This is a genomic window from Photorhabdus stackebrandtii (assembly GCF_011189495.1).
Classification (GTDB): domain Bacteria; phylum Pseudomonadota; class Gammaproteobacteria; order Enterobacterales; family Enterobacteriaceae; genus Photorhabdus; species Photorhabdus khanii.
In genome coordinates, this window is record NZ_PUJV01000012.1 from 48,434 (window position 1) to 66,836 (window position 18,403).

17 protein-coding genes and 1 other RNA gene are annotated in these 18,403 nt (G+C 41.0%); 13 read left to right on the forward strand and 5 right to left on the reverse strand.

The window, feature by feature from the left end; translation table 11 throughout:
- The first annotated feature begins 17 nt into the window (after positions 1-17).
- The 6 genes from clpX to C5470_RS12085 all read left to right on the forward strand — a co-directional run bounded on the left by clpX (position 18) and on the right by C5470_RS12085 (position 7,491).
- A complete protein-coding gene (clpX, locus tag C5470_RS12060; RefSeq protein ID WP_166289280.1) occupies positions 18-1,289 on the forward strand; it encodes an ATP-dependent protease ATP-binding subunit ClpX in 1,272 nt (423 codons plus the stop codon).
- Between the two features lie 209 nt (positions 1,290-1,498).
- The gene (gene lon, locus C5470_RS12065) at positions 1,499-3,853 is read left to right on the forward strand and encodes an endopeptidase La (protein WP_166289283.1); all 2,355 of its coding nucleotides are present in this window, start codon (positions 1,499-1,501) and stop codon (positions 3,851-3,853) included.
- Positions 3,854-4,084: 231 nt separating this feature from the next.
- The gene (gene hupB / locus C5470_RS12070; RefSeq protein WP_166289286.1) at positions 4,085-4,360 is read left to right on the forward strand and encodes a nucleoid-associated protein HU-beta; all 276 of its coding nucleotides are present in this window, start codon (positions 4,085-4,087) and stop codon (positions 4,358-4,360) included.
- Positions 4,361-4,537: 177 nt separating this feature from the next.
- Positions 4,538-6,409 carry a peptidylprolyl isomerase gene (gene ppiD / locus C5470_RS12075; RefSeq protein WP_166289289.1) on the forward strand — a complete coding sequence of 624 codons (1,872 nt, stop codon included), beginning with the start codon at positions 4,538-4,540 and terminating at the stop codon, positions 6,407-6,409.
- Positions 6,410-6,559: 150 nt separating this feature from the next.
- Positions 6,560-6,934 (forward strand): ComEA family DNA-binding protein, encoded by a 375-nt coding sequence (locus C5470_RS12080; RefSeq protein ID WP_166289291.1) that lies wholly within the window; start codon positions 6,560-6,562, stop codon positions 6,932-6,934.
- Between the two features lie 149 nt (positions 6,935-7,083).
- On the forward strand, positions 7,084-7,491 hold the full coding sequence (locus tag C5470_RS12085) for an acyl-CoA thioesterase (protein WP_166289294.1): 408 nt from the start codon (positions 7,084-7,086) through the stop codon (positions 7,489-7,491).
- 28 nt (positions 7,492-7,519) lie between these two features.
- On the opposite strand, the gene queC is transcribed toward C5470_RS12085, so the two are convergent.
- Complete coding sequence (gene queC, locus C5470_RS12090; protein ID WP_036842457.1) at positions 7,520-8,218, reverse strand: 7-cyano-7-deazaguanine synthase QueC; 699 nt, start codon at positions 8,216-8,218, stop codon at positions 7,520-7,522.
- Positions 8,219-8,250: 32 nt separating this feature from the next.
- Positions 8,251-9,303 (reverse strand): PLP-dependent cysteine synthase family protein, encoded by a 1,053-nt coding sequence (locus C5470_RS12095; protein WP_166289297.1) that lies wholly within the window; start codon positions 9,301-9,303, stop codon positions 8,251-8,253.
- Positions 9,304-9,428: 125 nt separating this feature from the next.
- Between C5470_RS12095 and C5470_RS12100 the strand changes: the two genes are divergently transcribed.
- The 5 genes from C5470_RS12100 (at position 9,429) to amtB (ending at position 15,346) form a co-directional block, all read left to right on the forward strand.
- Complete coding sequence (locus C5470_RS12100; RefSeq protein WP_166289300.1) at positions 9,429-9,890, forward strand: Lrp/AsnC family transcriptional regulator; 462 nt, start codon at positions 9,429-9,431, stop codon at positions 9,888-9,890.
- An 86-nt stretch (positions 9,891-9,976) separates the two neighbouring features.
- Complete coding sequence (locus tag C5470_RS12105) at positions 9,977-11,746, forward strand: SmdA family multidrug ABC transporter permease/ATP-binding protein (RefSeq protein WP_166289303.1); 1,770 nt, start codon at positions 9,977-9,979, stop codon at positions 11,744-11,746.
- Positions 11,739-13,523: a SmdB family multidrug efflux ABC transporter permease/ATP-binding protein gene (locus tag C5470_RS12110; protein ID WP_166289306.1), complete on the forward strand. Its 1,785-nt coding sequence runs from the start codon at positions 11,739-11,741 to the stop codon at positions 13,521-13,523. The genes C5470_RS12105 and C5470_RS12110 overlap by 8 nt, the downstream gene beginning before the upstream one ends.
- A gap of 178 nt (positions 13,524-13,701) precedes the next feature.
- The gene (gene glnK, locus C5470_RS12115) at positions 13,702-14,040 is read left to right on the forward strand and encodes a P-II family nitrogen regulator (protein WP_021323857.1); all 339 of its coding nucleotides are present in this window, start codon (positions 13,702-13,704) and stop codon (positions 14,038-14,040) included.
- A gap of 22 nt (positions 14,041-14,062) precedes the next feature.
- Complete coding sequence (gene amtB, locus C5470_RS12120) at positions 14,063-15,346, forward strand: ammonium transporter AmtB (RefSeq protein ID WP_166289309.1); 1,284 nt, start codon at positions 14,063-14,065, stop codon at positions 15,344-15,346.
- Between the two features lie 70 nt (positions 15,347-15,416).
- Here the strand turns inward: amtB and tesB are convergent, their stop codons facing one another.
- Positions 15,417-16,280: an acyl-CoA thioesterase II gene (gene tesB / locus C5470_RS12125; RefSeq protein ID WP_166289312.1), complete on the reverse strand. Its 864-nt coding sequence runs from the start codon at positions 16,278-16,280 to the stop codon at positions 15,417-15,419.
- Positions 16,281-16,531: 251 nt separating this feature from the next.
- Between tesB and C5470_RS12130 the strand changes: the two genes are divergently transcribed.
- Both C5470_RS12130 and ffs read left to right on the forward strand, forming a co-directional pair.
- Positions 16,532-16,978: a YbaY family lipoprotein gene (locus C5470_RS12130; RefSeq protein WP_166289315.1), complete on the forward strand. Its 447-nt coding sequence runs from the start codon at positions 16,532-16,534 to the stop codon at positions 16,976-16,978.
- Positions 16,979-17,108: 130 nt separating this feature from the next.
- Positions 17,109-17,205, forward strand: an RNA gene (ffs, locus tag C5470_RS12135) — signal recognition particle sRNA small type.
- 82 nt (positions 17,206-17,287) lie between these two features.
- Here the strand turns inward: ffs and C5470_RS12140 are convergent.
- Positions 17,288-17,491: an HHA domain-containing protein gene (locus C5470_RS12140; protein ID WP_011147992.1), complete on the reverse strand. Its 204-nt coding sequence runs from the start codon at positions 17,489-17,491 to the stop codon at positions 17,288-17,290.
- A gap of 203 nt (positions 17,492-17,694) precedes the next feature.
- A complete protein-coding gene (locus C5470_RS23665) occupies positions 17,695-17,769 on the reverse strand; it encodes a hypothetical protein (protein ID WP_239002405.1) in 75 nt (24 codons plus the stop codon).
- Positions 17,770-18,403 lie beyond the last annotated feature (634 nt).

The window sequence follows — 18,403 nt, forward strand, 5'->3', positions numbered from 1 at the left end:
AAGTGAGGTTGTGACTGATGACAGATAAGCGCAAAGACGGTTCAGGAAAGCTGCTGTATTGCTCTTTCTGCGGGAAAAGCCAGCATGAAGTGCGGAAATTGATTGCTGGCCCGTCAGTGTATATCTGCGATGAATGTGTGGATTTATGTAACGACATTATTCGCGAAGAAATTAAAGAGCTTGTACCACATCGTGAGCGTAGTGCATTACCAACTCCTCATGAAATTCGTCAGCATCTGGATGATTATGTTATCGGCCAGGAAACGGCGAAAAAAGTGTTAGCAGTTGCTGTTTATAATCACTACAAGCGGTTACGTAATGGTGATACTAATAACAGTGTTGAATTGGGTAAAAGTAATATTTTGTTTATTGGGCCGACAGGGAGTGGTAAGACACTGCTGGCTGAAACATTAGCCCGTTATCTTGATGTTCCCTTTACTATGGCAGATGCGACTACGCTGACCGAAGCGGGATATGTGGGTGAAGATGTAGAAAACATTATTCAAAAGTTACTGCAAAAATGTGACTACGATGTGCAGAAAGCTCAGCGCGGTATTGTTTACATTGATGAAATTGACAAAATTTCACGTAAGTCTGATAACCCGTCAATTACCCGGGATGTCTCAGGGGAAGGTGTACAGCAAGCGCTGCTGAAATTGATCGAAGGTACAATTGCGGCGGTTCCTCCTCAGGGTGGGCGTAAACATCCACAGCAGGAGTTTTTACAGGTAGATACCTCTAAAATCTTATTTATCTGTGGTGGGGCGTTTGCCGGTCTAGATAAAGTGATTAGCCAGCGTTTAAATACCAGTACTGGTATTGGCTTTGGTGCGAAAGTCAAAGGTGAGTCAGAAAAGGCAACTGAAGGCGAATTGTTTGCACAGGCTGAACCAGAAGATTTGATCAAATTTGGTCTTATTCCTGAGTTTATTGGGCGGTTACCTGTTGTCGCCACGCTTACTGAATTGAGTGAAGAAGCGTTGATTCAGATTCTAAAAGAGCCTAAAAATGCGCTGACTAAGCAGTATCAGGCTCTATTTAACCTTGAGGGTGTCGATCTGGAGTTCAGAAATGAAGCTCTGATCGCTATTGCTAAGAAAGCGGTGCTTCGTAAGACAGGGGCCCGTGGCCTGCGCTCTATTGTTGAAGGTGCATTGCTGAACACGATGTACGATCTGCCATCAATGGAAAATGTTGGGAAAGTTGTTGTAGATGAATCAGTTATCAATGGTCAATCTGAACCATTACTGATTTACAGCAAGCCGGATGCTCAGGTTTCTGGTGAATAATTGAGGCTAGGGCAGGGAATTCACAAAACGAGATATTATTGAATAAAATGAGGGGGTTGCCCTCATTTTGTTTTTAATTAAAGTGCCATACCATTGAATGTCAAATTCCTGTCCCCATATATTTTATATTCTATGAAGTGAAACTCGTGAGAACCGTGTTTCACGAGATTCCTTAAAAACTGGCGAAAGCTAAACGAAGAGAGAGCTCTATGAATCCTGAGCGTTCCGAACGCATAGAAATCCCTGTATTGCCTTTGCGCGATGTGGTGGTTTACCCGCATATGGTGATCCCTCTGTTTGTAGGGCGTGAAAAGTCTATTCACTGCCTAGAAGCAGCAATGGATCATGACAAACAGATCATGTTGGTTGCGCAAAAAGAAGCTTCAACTGATGAGCCAGGGGTTAATGACCTTTTCTCCGTTGGTACAGTAGCTTCTATTTTACAGATGTTAAAATTGCCTGATGGCACAGTGAAAGTACTTGTTGAAGGGTTGAAACGTGCTCGTATTACGACTCTGACTGACAATGGCGAGCATTTTGCTGCTCAGGCTGAGTATCTTGATTCACCAATCGTTGATGAGCGTGAGCAGGAAGTTCTGATCAGAACGGCTATTAATCAGTTTGAAGGTTACATTAAACTCAATAAAAAAATCCCGCCGGAGGTTCTGACCTCACTGCACAATATTGAAGATGTTGCTAAATTAGCTGATACAATTGCTGCTCATATGCCATTGAAACTTAGTGACAAACAGACTGTTCTGGAAATGTCTGATGTTGTTGAGCGCCTTGAATATTTAATGGCAATGATGGAATCAGAAATTGATCTGTTACAGGTAGAAAAACGCATCCGTAATCGCGTGAAGAAACAAATGGAAAAAAGCCAGCGCGAGTATTACTTGAATGAACAGATGAAAGCGATTCAGAAAGAGCTGGGTGAAATGGATGATGCTCCTGATGAGTATGAGACTCTCAAGCGCAAAATTGAAGCGGCAAAAATGCCAAAAGAAGCCCATGAAAAAGCGGAAGCTGAATTACAAAAGCTGAAAATGATGTCTCCTATGTCGGCGGAAGCGACGGTTGTTCGTAGCTACATTGATTGGATGGTACAGGTTCCGTGGGTTGTCCGCAGTAAAGTTAAAAAAGATTTGGTTAAAGCCCAGGAGACTTTGGATACTGACCATTATGGTTTGGAGCGCGTGAAAGAGCGTATCCTTGAGTATCTGGCAGTACAAAGCCGAATCAGTAAAATTAAAGGGCCGATTTTATGTTTGGTTGGGCCTCCAGGGGTGGGTAAAACTTCTTTAGGCCAGTCTATCGCGCGAGCAACCGGGCGGAAATATGTGCGTATGGCATTGGGCGGAGTTCGTGATGAAGCGGAAATCCGTGGTCATCGCCGTACCTATATTGGTTCTATGCCGGGTAAATTGATTCAGAAAATGTCCAAAGTTGGGGTGAAAAATCCATTGTTCCTGTTGGATGAAATCGACAAGATGTCATCTGATATGCGTGGTGATCCAGCTTCTGCCTTATTGGAAGTTTTGGACCCGGAACAGAACGTGGCATTTAACGACCATTATCTGGAAGTCGATTATGATTTGTCAGATGTCATGTTTGTTGCAACATCCAACTCTATGAATATTCCGGCGCCATTGCTGGATCGTATGGAAATTATTCGTCTTTCCGGTTACACCGAAGATGAAAAACTGAATATTGCTAAACGTCATTTGCTGCCTAAGCAGATTGAGCGTAATGCGCTGAAAAAAAGTGAATTAACTATTGATGACAGTGCCATTATCGGCATTATCCGTTATTACACCCGTGAAGCCGGAGTGCGTAGCTTAGAACGAGAAATTTCTAAACTGTGCCGTAAAACGGTGAAAACATTGCTCATGGATAAGAGCTTAAAACATATTGAGATCAATTCAGATAATCTGAAGGATTATTTGGGTGTTCAACGTGTGGATTATGGTCGTGCAGATACGGAAAACCGTATTGGTCAGGTCACAGGACTTGCATGGACTGAAGTTGGCGGTGATTTATTAACCATTGAAACCGCATGTGTTCCAGGGAAGGGTAAGCTGACCTATACCGGTTCATTGGGCGAGGTTATGCAGGAATCCATTCAGGCTGCATTAACCGTTGTTCGTGCCCGTGCTGATAAACTGGGTATCAACTCTGATTTCTATGAAAAGCGGGATATTCATGTCCACGTTCCGGAAGGTGCGACACCAAAAGATGGCCCAAGTGCAGGTATTGCTATGTGCACAGCATTAGTTTCCTGTCTAACTGGTAATCCAGTTCGGGCTGATGTTGCTATGACAGGTGAAATTACCCTGCGTGGTTTAGTTCTGCCAATCGGTGGTTTGAAAGAGAAACTATTGGCTGCGCATCGAGGCGGTATCAAAACAGTCTTAATTCCGGAAGAGAATAAACGTGATCTGGAAGAAATTCCTCATAACATTATTGCGGATCTACAGATCCATCCAGTTAAGCGTATTGAAGATGTTTTAGTTATTACATTGCAGGATCCTGCGTTTGGCGCAGAATTAGTGTCAATTAAATAATAGTAAGAATAGTGAACGATCTCAAGAGTTATGGATGAAATATAGGTTGGTAAGTGAATTCAGACTTACCAGCTTTTTTTGTATCGTTAACTTGGATGAATTGTCTAATAGATATTTTGCTGTTTTATGATTTCTTGCCAATACCGGAAAGGATTGATATAACGGCACTGCTATCGGGTTATCTGTTAGGATTCTGATACGATAGTAAAATACTATATGGGGATGATAAGAGTGAATAAATCACAACTGATCGACAAAATTGCTGCTGACTCTAATATTTCTAAAGCAGCAGCAGGGCGTGTAGTAGATGCATTCATTTCTTCTGTAATGGGTGCATTGAAAGATGGCGATGATGTTGTTCTGGTGGGATTCGGTACTTTTGCTGTTCGTGAACGTTCTGCACGTACTGGTCGTAACCCTCAAACAGGGAAAGAGCTCAAAATTGCTGCGGCTAAAGTACCTGCTTTCCGTCCAGGTAAAGGTTTGAAAGACGCGGTTAACGAGTAACACAAACCAAATATTTTTTGTCAACGTCTGTTATATTGGTAAACATAGACTGACGAGACAGATTTGGTAAGCTAAAATAGAAGCGCATCAATTGACTGGTGCGCTTTTTTTCTCTTAGCGCTTGAATTAGCGTAATATGGCGTTTTCTATTTCACCAAAGCGGAGTTTTGCCTCTTTATGATGGACAACCTACGCACGGCGGCAAACAGTCCTGTGCTTAAAATCGTGCTGGCTCTCATTATCCTGTCTTTTGTACTGACCGGTGTTGGGGGCTACCTGACAAGTGGAACTGGTAGTTATGCTGCCGAAGTGAATGGCCAGACTATCAGTCGTGCTCAATTGGAGCAGGCGTTTCAGCAAGAGAGAAACACGTTACAAGAACAACTGGGAGATAAATTTTCTGTGTTGGCAAGTGACGAACAAAGTATGAAGCAGATTCGTAGCCAGGCTTTGGAACGTCTGATTAATAACGCGTTGATTGATCAATATTCCCGTGAATTGGGTTTATCTGCCAGTGATGAGCAAGTTAAGGATTCTATCCGAAATACCTCTTATTTTCAGACAAATGGTAAATTTGATAACAACAAATATCTGGAACTGCTCAATCGTTTCAATCTGAGTCCGGATATTTTTGCTGAACAAACACGCCAGAATTTAATTAATCAGCAATTAGTTATGGCTTTTTCTGGTAGTGAAATAGCATTGCCTGGTGAGGCAAAACTCAATGCTGAATTGCTTTTGCAAAAGAGGACAGTCCGTCTGGCTACACTGGAGCTGAAGAAAATACAGGCGCAGCAAGAAGTGACAGATAAAGATTTACGGGATTATTACATTGGAAATCAGAACAGCTTTATTGCTCCTGAAGAAGTGAAAGTCAGCTATATAAAAATGGATGCTGTGGATGAAATGGATAAAGTTTCAGCCACATCCGCTGATATTGATACTTACTATGAGCACAACTTGAAGCGTTATACTCAATTAGAGCAGAAAAAGTACAGTCTAATTCAGCTTGCAACTGAAGCTGAAGCCAAAGCAGTGCTTGATGAGCTGAATAAAGGTGCCGATTTTGGTAAATTGGCGATTAAAAAATCCACAGATAAGTTTTCAGCGAAAAATCATGGTGATATTGGTTGGATAGAAGCGGATTCTCTTCCAGAAGAGATGAAAAAAGCTAACTTGAAAGAGAAAGACCAAATTTCTTCTGTGATTAAAGTTCCTAATGGTTTTGCTATTTTCCATTTAGATGATGTTAAGCCTAAAATAACTAAGCCTTTGTCTGAGGTTCGCTCTGAAATTGAGAAGATAGTTAAGCAGGAAAAAGCGGTAGATGCTTTTTATGCTCTGCAACAGAAGGTCAGTGATGCTGCTACTAGCGATAATGAATCTTTAGCGGCTGCTGAGGAAGTTTCAGGTACTAAAGTTGTGACAACTAATTGGTTTGATCGCAATAATGTGCCGGCAGAGATTAACTTTAGTTCTGTTATTCATGCAATTTTTGAAGGTAATCTTGTTGATGGGCAAGGGCCAACAGGCACTAACTCTGATGTGATCTCAGTTGACGGTGATCGTGCGTTTGTTCTGCGTGTAGATAATTACAAACCAGAAGCAGTACAGCCATTTGAGAAAGTTAAAGAACAGGTTATCGAATTGGTTAAGCGTCAGAAAGCTGAAAAACAGCTTCAAATTGAAAGTCAGAAATTACTTGCTGTCTTAAAAGAAGGTAAAGGTGAACAAGCTCTGAAGGATGCTGACATTCATTTTGGTGAATCTCAGGTTATTCAGCGTATACCTCAAAATAATGTATTGGTTGATGCGGTATTCGCTTTACCACAGCCCAAAAAAGATAAGGCAGAGTATGGTTTAGCGAAAAATAGTTTGGATGACATTGTTTTGATTCAATTGGATAAAGTGACTCCAGGTGTTGTATCCGATGAGCAAATTAAAAGCATGACTGATGGTTACCAAAGTGAGATGGGTAACGCGATGCTGGAGTCTTTATTGATTAGCTTGCGTGAAAAAGCCAAAATTAAGTTAGGTCATATTGAATAAAAATTTGCGGGGAATATCGCAAATATTTTTGTAATTATCTTGCTCATAAAGGCCGCTTTCGCGGCCTTTCGCATATCTGATATTCGTCTATTGTGCTCAAATTTATCTGTGGCAATCTTTTTTGCACTAATAAAACACGGAGGAATGAGTATGAAAAAATCTGGAATTTTATCTGTTTTGCTTGCTGGCTTGCTTTATACGTGTGGAGGGCAATTTGCAATTGCTGCTGAGCAAGTAAAAGATAAAGTCGCTAAAACAGCCAATACTACAAGTAATTCTTCATCAGAAAAGCAGTTGCAACAGCCAGATGTTTTGAAAGTAGAAGAAAAGGGAAAGGTGAATATCAATACTGCAAGCGCGGAAGAGTTAGCAAAAGCACTGAATGGTATTGGAGTAAAAAAAGCACAGGGAATTGTTGAGTATCGTGAAAAACATGGCTCATTTACTGCTGTGGAACAATTACAGGAGGTTCAGGGAATAGGGCCAGTTTTTATCGAACGAAACAGAAGTAAGTTGAGTTATTAGTAGTTATGCAGCATCCTCATTCATGATTCATTTTGTGTGTGGGGATGTTGTGATCGGGGTTGCAAATAAATCACTTTAATTCGTGTAAATTTTTTGTTTTGCTATTGTTGATCTGGTCAGATGAGTGACGTTAACATTAAGGCAATATTATGAGTTCAATTATAAAAGTTCATGGTTATCATATCGATTTATTTCAACATGTAAACAATGCCCGCTATTTGGAGTTTATGGAAAGTGCTCGATGGGAATGGCTATATAAGCACTCTGTAGTGGAATGGATACAAAAAAATAATGTTGGGTTTGCGGTGGTGAACATGAATATTAATTATCGTAGTTCAGCTGTTCTTGGTGATGAATTGGAGGTGGATTGCCGATTGACAGAGTTGAGAAACAGAAGTGGGGTATTTTCTCAGGAAATAATACGCAGGAGAGATAATCAACTCATTACAGATGCTAAAACCACATTTGTGTGGATTGATAGGAAAACGCAAAAAGCATTGTCTATTGAAGGTGAATTACGTGAGATAATGGGAGCTTTGATAAAAACGGGACAATGAGGAGAGAATGTTCTCATTGTCCTTTGGATTAAGATAAATGTGTTTTTGCTTTCATTTCAGTCATTATTTTCTCAGGCGCATTCAGATATTGTTCCAGTCCGCTAGCTCTGAGATGACAAGCTGCACATGTACCACAGCCATTACCTTGAATGCCGTTATAACAAGTCAGTGTCTGGCTACGGATGAAATCTAAATGCTGATAGTAGTCGGACAATGCCCAAGTTTCAGCTTTATTGAGCCACATCAATGGAGTTTCAAAGCGGATATCACGGGCAATGCCAAGGCTTACCGCTTTATTCAGTGCCTTGACAAATTCATCACGGCAATCAGGGTAGCCGGAGAAGTCAGTCTCGCATACGCCAGTGATAACGGTTTCAGCTTCAACTTGGTAAGCATATATAGCAGCCAAGGTCAGGAACAAAATATTGCGGCCAGGGACAAATGTGCTGGGGAGAGTACTTTTTTTACTTTCACTATAGTTAGGAACAGGGATGTTATCACGCGTCAGACTGCTGAGGGCTAGTTCGTTAAGTAATGTGACATCAATTACTTTATGTGCAACAGCACCAAGAGAATGGCTAATATTACGTGCAACATCAATTTCGGCACGATGGCGTTGACCATAATCAAAAGTGACACAATGTACTTCGTCATATTGATTAATTGCTTGAATCAGACATGTAGTGGAATCTTGCCCACCACTGAATACAACAACAGTTCGTCTCATTGTAACATCCTCATTGGAATAAAACAGCTATGTTACTTATAACCCTGGAGATTGGGTAGCTGCTTTAGGTAAGGTGAGATATCGCCGATATTATTTTTTACCCAATCCGGGTTGTAATAAGTGTCGAGATAACGTTCACCGCTGTCACACAGTAAGGTGACTATTGCTCCTTGTTCTCCGCGTTCATGCATTTGATGGGCAAGCAGGAGTGCACCCCAAACGTTGGCCCCCGTAGATGCTCCAACTTTTCTGCCCAGTAATTTTTCCAGCCAATAAATAGTTGCAATGCTGGCACAATCCGGTATTTGTATCATGTCATCGATAACTGTAGGAATAAAAGAAGGCTCTGCCCGGGGACGGCCAATACCCTCAATTTTGCTGCTGTAATTGCCACGTATATCACAACAATTTTGACGGTAGCAGTCATAAAATACAGAGTTTTCTGGATCAACAACAATCAGTTTGGTGTTGTACCCCTGGTAACGGATATAACGTCCTAATGTTGCGGAAGTTCCGCCAGTGCCAGCGCTCATAACGATATAATCTGGTTCAGGAAATGGTTCCATTTGCATCTGGCGGAAAATACTTTCAGCAATATTATTATTACCCCGCCAGTCCGTGGCACGTTCAGCATAAGTGAATTGATCCATATAATGACCATTTAATTCTTTCGCTAGTCGTTCTGATTCGTCATAAATTTGCGCTGAATGATCAACAAAATGGCATTTACCACCGTAGAATTCAATTTCTTGAATTTTACGTTTTGCAGTGTATGAGGGCATCACTGCAATAAAAGGTAATCCAAGTAGACGGGCAAAATAAGCTTCGGATACAGCAGTACTGCCAGATGAGGATTCAATAACTGGCGTACCTTCTTTGATCCAGCCATTAATAAGTGCGTAAAGGAATAAAGAACGGGCAAGCCTGTGTTTTAGACTACCGGTCGGGTGGGTACTTTCATCTTTCAGATATAAATGGATACCTGGAAAAGCTGGTAAATTAAGGCGGATGAGATGAGTATCAGCACTGCGTTGATAATCTGCCTGAATCTCTTTGATTGCCTTGGTTGTCCAACTGTGCGACATAAATTATTAACTCTTGATTAGAATATGATTGATGATGAGTAGATTAACTTTATACTGGGAGAAATGGATTGTTATTTTTTTCAATATATGGTTTTTTATGGAAAAATTTTCTATAAGAGGTGGTTATGTTAGATAAAACAGACCGCAAGTTGCTTAAGTTACTACAGAAAGATTGTAGCCTGTCTCTAAATGCATTGGCGGAAGCTGTTAATCTTACCTCCACTCCTTGTTGGAAACGTTTAAAACGGCTTGAAGACGAAGGCTATATCGTTGGTAAAGTTGCTCTGCTTGATAGTGAAAAGTTAGGGCTAGGGTTGACAGTGATTGTCATGATCAGAACTCAGCAGCATAACAGTAGTTGGTATGAGGAATTTGTTGCATTTATAAAGCAAATGCCGGAAGTTCTGGCTTTTTACCGTATGGCCGGTGAATGTGATTATCTGATGCATGTAGAAGTTGTGGATATGAAAAGCTATGATCTCTTTTACAAGCGCATGGTTAATGGTGTTCCAGGATTGATTGATGTTACATCCAGCTTTGCAATGGAAAAAATCAAGTACACTACAGCATTACCGATACCAGATTAATGAGTGATTATTCAATTAGTTAACTTCATCATTCTGAGTGATGTTCAATATTTATACTGTCTATTTCTATTTCGGGATATACGCGTGTGAGATTGTTTTCTCAATTAAGCTGGTACTTCCGCAGCGAGTGGCGTCGCTATCTTGGCGCAGTGACTCTGCTTATTATCATCTCTATTCTGCTATTGGTTCCTCCATATCTGGTGGGCGTAATTGTTGACGGCATCCGTGCTGGTTCGATGTCATCTCACCAATTGATGGCGTGGATTGGTGTTATGTTGGTCATTGCATTGATTGTTTATATTCTGCGTTATATATGGCGCTTATGGTTGTTTGGAGCGTCATATCAATTAGCGGTTAAATTACGGAATAATTTTTACTGGCAACTTAGCGGACAAACTCCTGAGTTTTATCTGCGTCACCGTACGGGTGATTTGATAGCCCGTGCTACTAATGATGTGGACCGTGTGGTATTTGCTGCGGGTGAGGGGGTGCTTACTTTAGTTGACTCGTTGGTTATGGGTTGTGCAGTACTGATTATGATGAGTGTACAAATTAGTTGGCAGTTAACTTTATTGTCTTTGTTACCTATGCCGATTATGGCAATTATCATTAAACGATATGGTGATCAACTTCATCATCGCTTCAAATCTGCACAAGGTGCCTTTTCTGCTCTGAATAACCAGGCTCAGGAAAGTCTGACCAGTATTCGCATGATCAAGGCGTTTGGTCTTGAAGATTTGCAATCAAATCAGTTTGAACAGGTTGCTGTGGAAGCGGGTCGTAAGAATATGTATGTTGCCAGGGTGGATGCACGATTTGATCCGACAATTTTTATTGCTATTGGTATGTCAAACTTTCTGGCTATCGGTGGTGGTAGCTGGATGGTGCTAAATGGTGCTTTGACTCTTGGGGAGCTCACTAGCTTTGTGATGTACCTTGGCCTGATGATTTGGCCAATGTTAGCGCTGGCATGGATGTTTAATATCGTTGAACGGGGAAGTGCTGCATACAGTCGTATCCGTAGCTTGTTGCAGGAGCCTCCGGTTATTGAGGATGGTAACCGTCATTTATCTCCTGAGCGTAGTATTCTGGATGTGAATATCAAAGCGTTTCATTATCCGCAAAGTAATAAAACTATTCTGAGTCAAATTAACTTCCGGTTATCACCGGGACAGCTACTGGGGATATGTGGCCCAACCGGTTCAGGTAAGAGCACACTACTTGCGTTGATACAGAGGCAGTTTGATATGACTGATGGGGAAATTCTTTTCCAGTCGATTAAAATTGCAGATATCCGATTAGATGAATGGCGAGCACGGTTTGCCGTTGTTAATCAAACTCCTTTTCTATTTTCAGATACAGTTGCCGGGAATATTGCTTTGGGATGTCCTGATGCAACAACGGAACAGATCGAAGAAGTTGCCCGCCTTGCCAATGTTCATGAAGATATTCTTCGTTTACCCGAAGGGTACCAGACGGAAGTGGGCGAGCGTGGAGTGATGCTTTCTGGTGGGCAGAAGCAGCGCATCTCTATTGCAAGAGCGTTGCTTTTAGATGCAGAGATTTTGATTCTGGATGACGCTTTATCTGCGGTTGATGGGCAAACTGAACACAATATCTTACAAAACCTCAGCCAGTGGAGACAACAACGCACGGTTATTATCAGTGCTCACCGTCTGTCTGCATTAACTGATGCTGATAATATTCTGGTGATGCAGCAAGGTTCTGTTATACATCAGGGGCGGCATCATCAACTGGCGGAGCAGCCAGGATGGTATCGTGATATGTATCATTATCAGCAGCTTGAAGAAGCATTGGATGACGAGGAAACTACTGAGGAAAATAAAGATGACTAAGGTTTGCCGATTGTGGCCGTCTCTGAAACGTTTGCTGGTTTATGGAAAAAATTATCGTAAGCCGTTGGGGGTAGCGGTACTGATGCTGTGGGGGGCTGCAATTGCGGAAGTCAGTGGTCCGATTCTGATTAGTTACTTTATCGATAATATGGTTGCTACGGGTAATATGCCAGCAGGAGTGATTATTGGGCTGTCTGTAACCTTTATTGCTCTGCAACTGATTACGGCCGCATTACACTATTTCCAGACTTTATTGTTCAATCAAGTGTCAGTTGATGTAGTTCAGCAACTTCGTACTGATGTGATGAATGCAGCATTACGCCAGCCTCTGAGTGCTTTTGATAATCAACCGGTAGGGCAATTGATTTCCCGTGTAACGAACGACACTGAGGTCATTAAAGATCTTTATGTCAATGTGGTTCCTACGGTATTTCGCAGCATTGCATTGATTGGTGCGATGATGATTGCCATGTTTATACTCGAATGGCGTATGGCACTGATTGCAATTCTTATTTTTCCTGTCGTGTTGATTGTCATGGCGATATACCAGCATCTAAGTACGCCAATTGTCCGGCGGGTACGTAGTTATTTAGCTGATATTAATGATAATTTTAATGAGGTCATTAATGGAATGAGCGTTGTTCAGCAGTTCCGGCAGCAGGCTCGTTTTGGTGAACGTATGTTGTCAACAAATCGTGCTCATTTTAAAGCGAGAATGCAGGCGCTGCGATTAGATGGGATTCTATTACGTCCATTATTAAGTTTACTGTCTACTATGGTGTTGTGCGGTTTTATTGTGTTGTTTGGGTTTAGTGGAGCAGGGGTGATTGGCGTCGGAGTATTGTATGCTTTTATCAATTACCTAGGGCGGTTGAATGAACCACTAATTGAACTGACCTCTCAGCAATCAATCCTGCAACAAGCTATAGTTTCTGGTGAGAGGATATTTGAATTAATGGATAGCCCTCAACAAGGTTATGGTATGGATAATCAACCACTATCCAGTGGTCGAATTGATATAGAAAATGTCAGTTTTTCCTACCGGGATGACAAAATAGTTTTACAAGATATTAATTTACAGGTTTCGGCTTATGGTTTTGTTGCTTTGGTTGGTCATACCGGTAGTGGAAAAAGTACGCTGGCAAATTTACTGATGGGATATTACTCGTGGCAGAAAGGGGAGATTTACCTTGACGGCCGGCCGGTATCATCTCTGTCTCATTCGGTATTACGCAACGGTGTGGCAATGGTTCAGCAGGATCCTGTCGTTCTTGCTGACTCTTTCCTTAGCAATGTTACGCTTGGCCGGAATATTTCAGAAGAGAAAGTTTGGCAGGTACTGGAAACTGTGCAATTAGCTAAGTTAGTGCGTACGCTTCCTGATGGCCTTCATACTATCTTGGGAGAGCAGGGCAATACGTTGTCAGCTGGCCAAAAACAATTGCTTGCTATGGCGAGAGTGTTAGTGCAAGCACCGCAAATTTTGATCCTTGATGAGGCGACAGCAAATATTGATTCTGGTACGGAACAGGCGGTACAACAGGCTTTACGATTGATTCGTCAGCAAACAACATTGATAGTGATTGCTCACCGTTTGTCCACTATTGTAGAGGCTGATACTATTCTGGTGCTGCATCGTGGTGCAGTTGTTGAACAGGGACACCATCAACAATTATTGGTAAGACGTGGGCGTTACTATCAGATGTATCAGTTACAACAAGTAAGCGATACATTAAATGAATGTGGCGCAATCTCTGAGAAAGAGGTGTTGATTTAACTGGATTTGCACTAATTTGGTGCGCTAACGGGAGAGTACATTCGTTGCTCTCTTCTCTTCTTTTCTCCGTAATTTTTATTTACTCTATTATTATTTGATTTCTATATGTTTTTCATTTCTGGCACACCCCTTGCTATTCCCTTATTACAAACACAATCGACGGATGGCAGGGGGATATATGAAGCTCATTACGACAATTATAAAACCATTCAAATTGGAGGATATTAGGGAGGTTCTCTCTGGTCTTGGTGTTCAAGGGTTGACTATAACAGAGGTAAAAGGATTTGGTCGTCAAAAAGGGCATGCGGAGCTTTATCGTGGAGCTGAGTATAGCGTCAATTTTTTACCTAAGGTAAAGATAGATATTGCTGTAGCAGATGAGTTAGTTGAGGAGGTAATTCATGCGATTCAGCAATCAGCTTTCACCGGAAAAGTTGGCGACGGTAAAATTTTTGTCATCGAATTACAACAGGCTATCCGTATCAGAACAGGGGAGATTAATGATGCGGCACTGTAACTCACTGATAGAGACGATATATATGAAAAGACAATTCTCTGTGGCTACCGGTGTTGTGGCCAGTTTTTTACCCTCATTATCTCAGGCAGCAGAAGGCGTTGCTGATAGAGCTGATAATGCTTTTATGATGATTTGTACAGTGCTTGTTCTGTTTATGACAATTCCGGGAATTGCTCTATTTTATGGTGGATTGTTACGGAGCAAAAACGTTTTATCGCTGATGGCTCAGGTTATGGTGAGTTTTGCTCTGGTATGTGTATTGTGGGTGATTTACGGCTACAGCTTGGCTTTTGAACCGGGGAATGGTTTCTTTGGTGGCTTTAGTCAAATGATGTTAAAGAATTTGGCAGTTACGAGCTTAAGTGGCAATTTTTATCAGTTAATCCATGTGGCATTTCAAGGTTCTTTCGCTGGTATCACAGTCACTTTGATTATTGGTGCGTTAGGGGAGCGTATTCGCTTTCCGGCTTTGTTAATTTTCAGTGTGCTGTGGTTGACGTTTTCTTACTTGCCTATGGCACATATGGTTTGGGGCGGCGGTGTTCTTTCACAGGATGGCGCGTTGGATTTTGCTGGTGGTACAGTTGTGCATATTAATGCTGCTGTAGCTGGGTTGGTTGGTGCTTACTTACTGGGAAAACGCACTGGTTTTGGGAAAGAGGCATTTAAACCGCATAACCTGCCGATGGTCTTCATCGGTACTGCTGTGCTCTATATTGGCTGGTTTGGTTTTAATGCGGGTTCTGCTGGTGCGGCTAATGAGATCGCTGCTCTGGCATTTTTGAATACAATGGTGGCGACTGCTGCCGCTATTCTGTCATGGGTTTTTGCAGAATGGCTTTTCCGTAATAAACCTTCTCTTTTAGGGGCATGTTCAGGCTGTATTGCCGGATTGGTTGGTATTACACCCGCAGCAGGAATGGTTGGTGTTGGTGGCGCACTAATTATTGGCTTAATCGCGGGTTTTGCCGGGCTTTGGGGAGTGGTGGCCTTAAAACGGTGGTTACGCGTTGATGATGTGTGTGATGTATTTGGTATACATGGCGTATGTGGGATCGTGGGTTGCCTCCTGACTGGAGTTTTTACGGCGAAATCATTGGGCGGAATTGGTTATGCTGAGGGGATAACCATGTTGGAACAAGTTAGTATTCAGGCTTTTAGTATATTGATCTGTGTGGTTTGGTCAGTAATTGTTTCTTTTGTTGCTTTTAAAATAGCAGAGCTGCTGGTAGGGCTACGGGTTACTGTTGAAATTGAAAGAGAAGGTCTGGATATTAATTCCCATGGAGAGAGTGCTTATAATTAATTTGTGATATAAACAGGCAGCAATAAGACCATAAGTGTGATGCTGGTTTTTTTATTTGCTGCCTTTATTATTATCTGTTCCGTTTCCTGATTAGCCCTTCTTGTACAGTGGAAGCAACAAGTACACCTTCATGATTATAAATCTGTCCACGAACAAAACCACGGGCTCCAGAAGCTGATGGACTATCTATAGCATAGAGTAACCAGTCGTCTAGTTTAAACGGACGATGGAACCACATAGAGTGGTCAATAGTTGCTATCTTAATATTTTTCTCAAGGAACCCAACACCATGTGGCTGTAATGCTGTTGGTAAGAAATTAAAATCAGAGGCATAGCCGAGCAGATATTGATGCATAAAAGGATCATCAGGCATATCGCCATTACTGCGGAACCAAACATAACGTACAGGTTCTTCAGGTAGGTAATTGAATGGGCTGTAATATTTTACTGGTCTCATTTCCAACGGGCAAGGGTGGAGAAAAATACTCCGCATCTTCTGCGGCAGTAGATGCGACATTTTTTTCGCAATTTCGTCTTGAGGGATAAGTTCTTCTGGATAGGGGACATCCGGCATCATATTCTGGTGTTCAAAACTTTCTTCATGACTTTGGAATGAGGCGGTCATATAAAAGATAGGCTTACCATTCTGAATTGCACTGACTCGCCGGGCACTGAAGCTTCCTCCGTCGCGCAAGATCTCGACATCATAGACGATGGGTTTACTACTGTCACCCGGGCGTAAGAAATAGCTATGGAAAGAGTTGCTCATCCGGTCATCAACAACGGTTTGTTTGGCAGCATAAAGTGCCTGACCAATCACTTGTCCCCCGAAAACCTGAGGAAAGCCCAAATCTTTACTTTGCCCCCGGTAAATACCTTCCTCAATTTTTTCTAAATTCATCAAATTTATCAGATTCTTTAATGACTTGCTCATAATATACCTTTGTTTTCTATTTGGTTATCAGAGAGTACAAGAGATGATTATTGTCCCATTAATAGATGATAAATAAATAACTAAATTGTAAATGTTTTAAGCCCTGATAGTAGTGCAATAAAGAATATGAGATTAATTGAAGTTTTATATTCAAATTTTTAATCTATAATCCAGACGGTTTAGATTTAACGGTTTGATATTTCAATTTATTTTATTACTTATATAGATTAGTTAATAGTGGAGGAATGTGTATGAAATTATGGCAGCTCCCTGCGAGCGTATTACTGGCAGTTGCTTTGGCTGGGTGTAATGGCAAAGGCCCTGAGGTAGTAGATACTCAGGCAGAAGAGATCGAAAATCCAGTAAAACGTTCTTTTGTTGAAGGAAATATTAATATATTGCAGCGTCTGGCGTTGCCAGCGGATGCGGTTCTGACAGTGACTTTATCTGATATATCTTTGGCTGATGCACCCTCAGTTACCTTGTCTAAGAAGGTAGAACGTTTAGGTGGGAAGCAATCACCTTTCCATTTTGTTCTGCCTTACCGGCCAAACGACATTAAGCCACATGCACGTATTATCGTCAGTGCTTCTGTTTCACTGCATAATCGTTTGATGTTTGTTACAGATACTGCATATGAAGTGATTAATAATGGACAGACTAAAGATATCGAAATTACTCTGAAAGCTGTCAGATAATACATTTTATTGTGTATTTACTCGTAATGTGCAATAAAGCATCATTCGGGTTTGCTTATCTTGCTATTTAGATAGGTATGAATGATAATGGCGTCGCTTTGAAATTAAAGCAACACGTCAATGGGGGCTCTGTTGGTTCTCCCGCAACGCTAACTTGTTAACTTGGTCAGGTCCGGAAGGAAGCAGCCATAGCAGGGGATGTGTGTGCCGGGATGTCGCTGGCAGAGCCCTCACCAATTTTATTCACAACCCGATTAAGCCGATAGCACTTTACCGGCCCGGATCACTTTCTACCTGATGAAAACTATTTTAGCGAACGTATTTCCACACTGAAGGTGGAATTCTATCATATAGTTTATTCATGGTCAGCTCAGCTAGTCGGTGATCCGCAGCAGAGTAGAATAGTTCAAGTTCGTCTCCTGAAAGTTCATATTTGTTCTTTTCAATCACACGTTCCAATGTATCAATCGTGGTGCATTTTCTTAAACGCATCAAATAATCAGTTTTAGTCATAGTCGCCTTTCTTATTTAAGATATATAAAAAATTATTTAGTGAAATATTCAATCAAATTTTGCTCAGGGAGCAATTTAAATCGTGTAACAGGATACTGGTTAAACATTCATTAGTTTTTTACCATTCCGTAAGTTCAGAAAAGCTAATCTTATTCGCTTCCAAACAAAGTATAAGTATATGTATTATCAAAAAATTTATCAATTCAAGTGAGAAGGCTGAAATCATCAGAATATTTTATTTTAAAGTGCCAAACTAAAATTGATATGTACTCAATCAATTCATTTATCTTTAAATTATTCTGAGACGTAAGAATTATTTACACAACCAGTCTCAACGTACTCTGTCACTAGAGGTGCTTCTTGCCTTCATCGGCATTTTAATTCACCAATGTCATGTCACCCTAGTGAATATTCATCCATGCTATGTATCTCCCCGTATATGTATGGCATTACTTAATTTGAGTCAAACATTGAACATATGCACGTATTATAGAAAATTTCTTTCGAGAGATTATTATTATGTGTCTATAATCGTTCTTTGGGATTATTTATCTTTTTTACAGGCAACTCTGATTTGCTTTTAGTAAATCAGAATCACCTCTTAAACAAAAACTCACACCTTAACGTAATAAACTATAAATATCGGCTAGTATATGTGAGTTAATATGTAGGCTTATATAAAACAGTATTATCCTCAGATACCCGCAACAGCAGATTATAGCCTGATGGCTACAATAATCAATGAATATAGCATCATTATTACATAAGTCACTATGCGCTGGTATTGTTTTTTGTCATTTAGTGTAAAAAAAGATAAAGCAATTTTTGTCCAACAATTTTCTCGTTAATTTTATTAAAGTCAGTAATGCTTGGATTTTTAAAGATATTTTCTACTCATAAGTGGTAATTTTA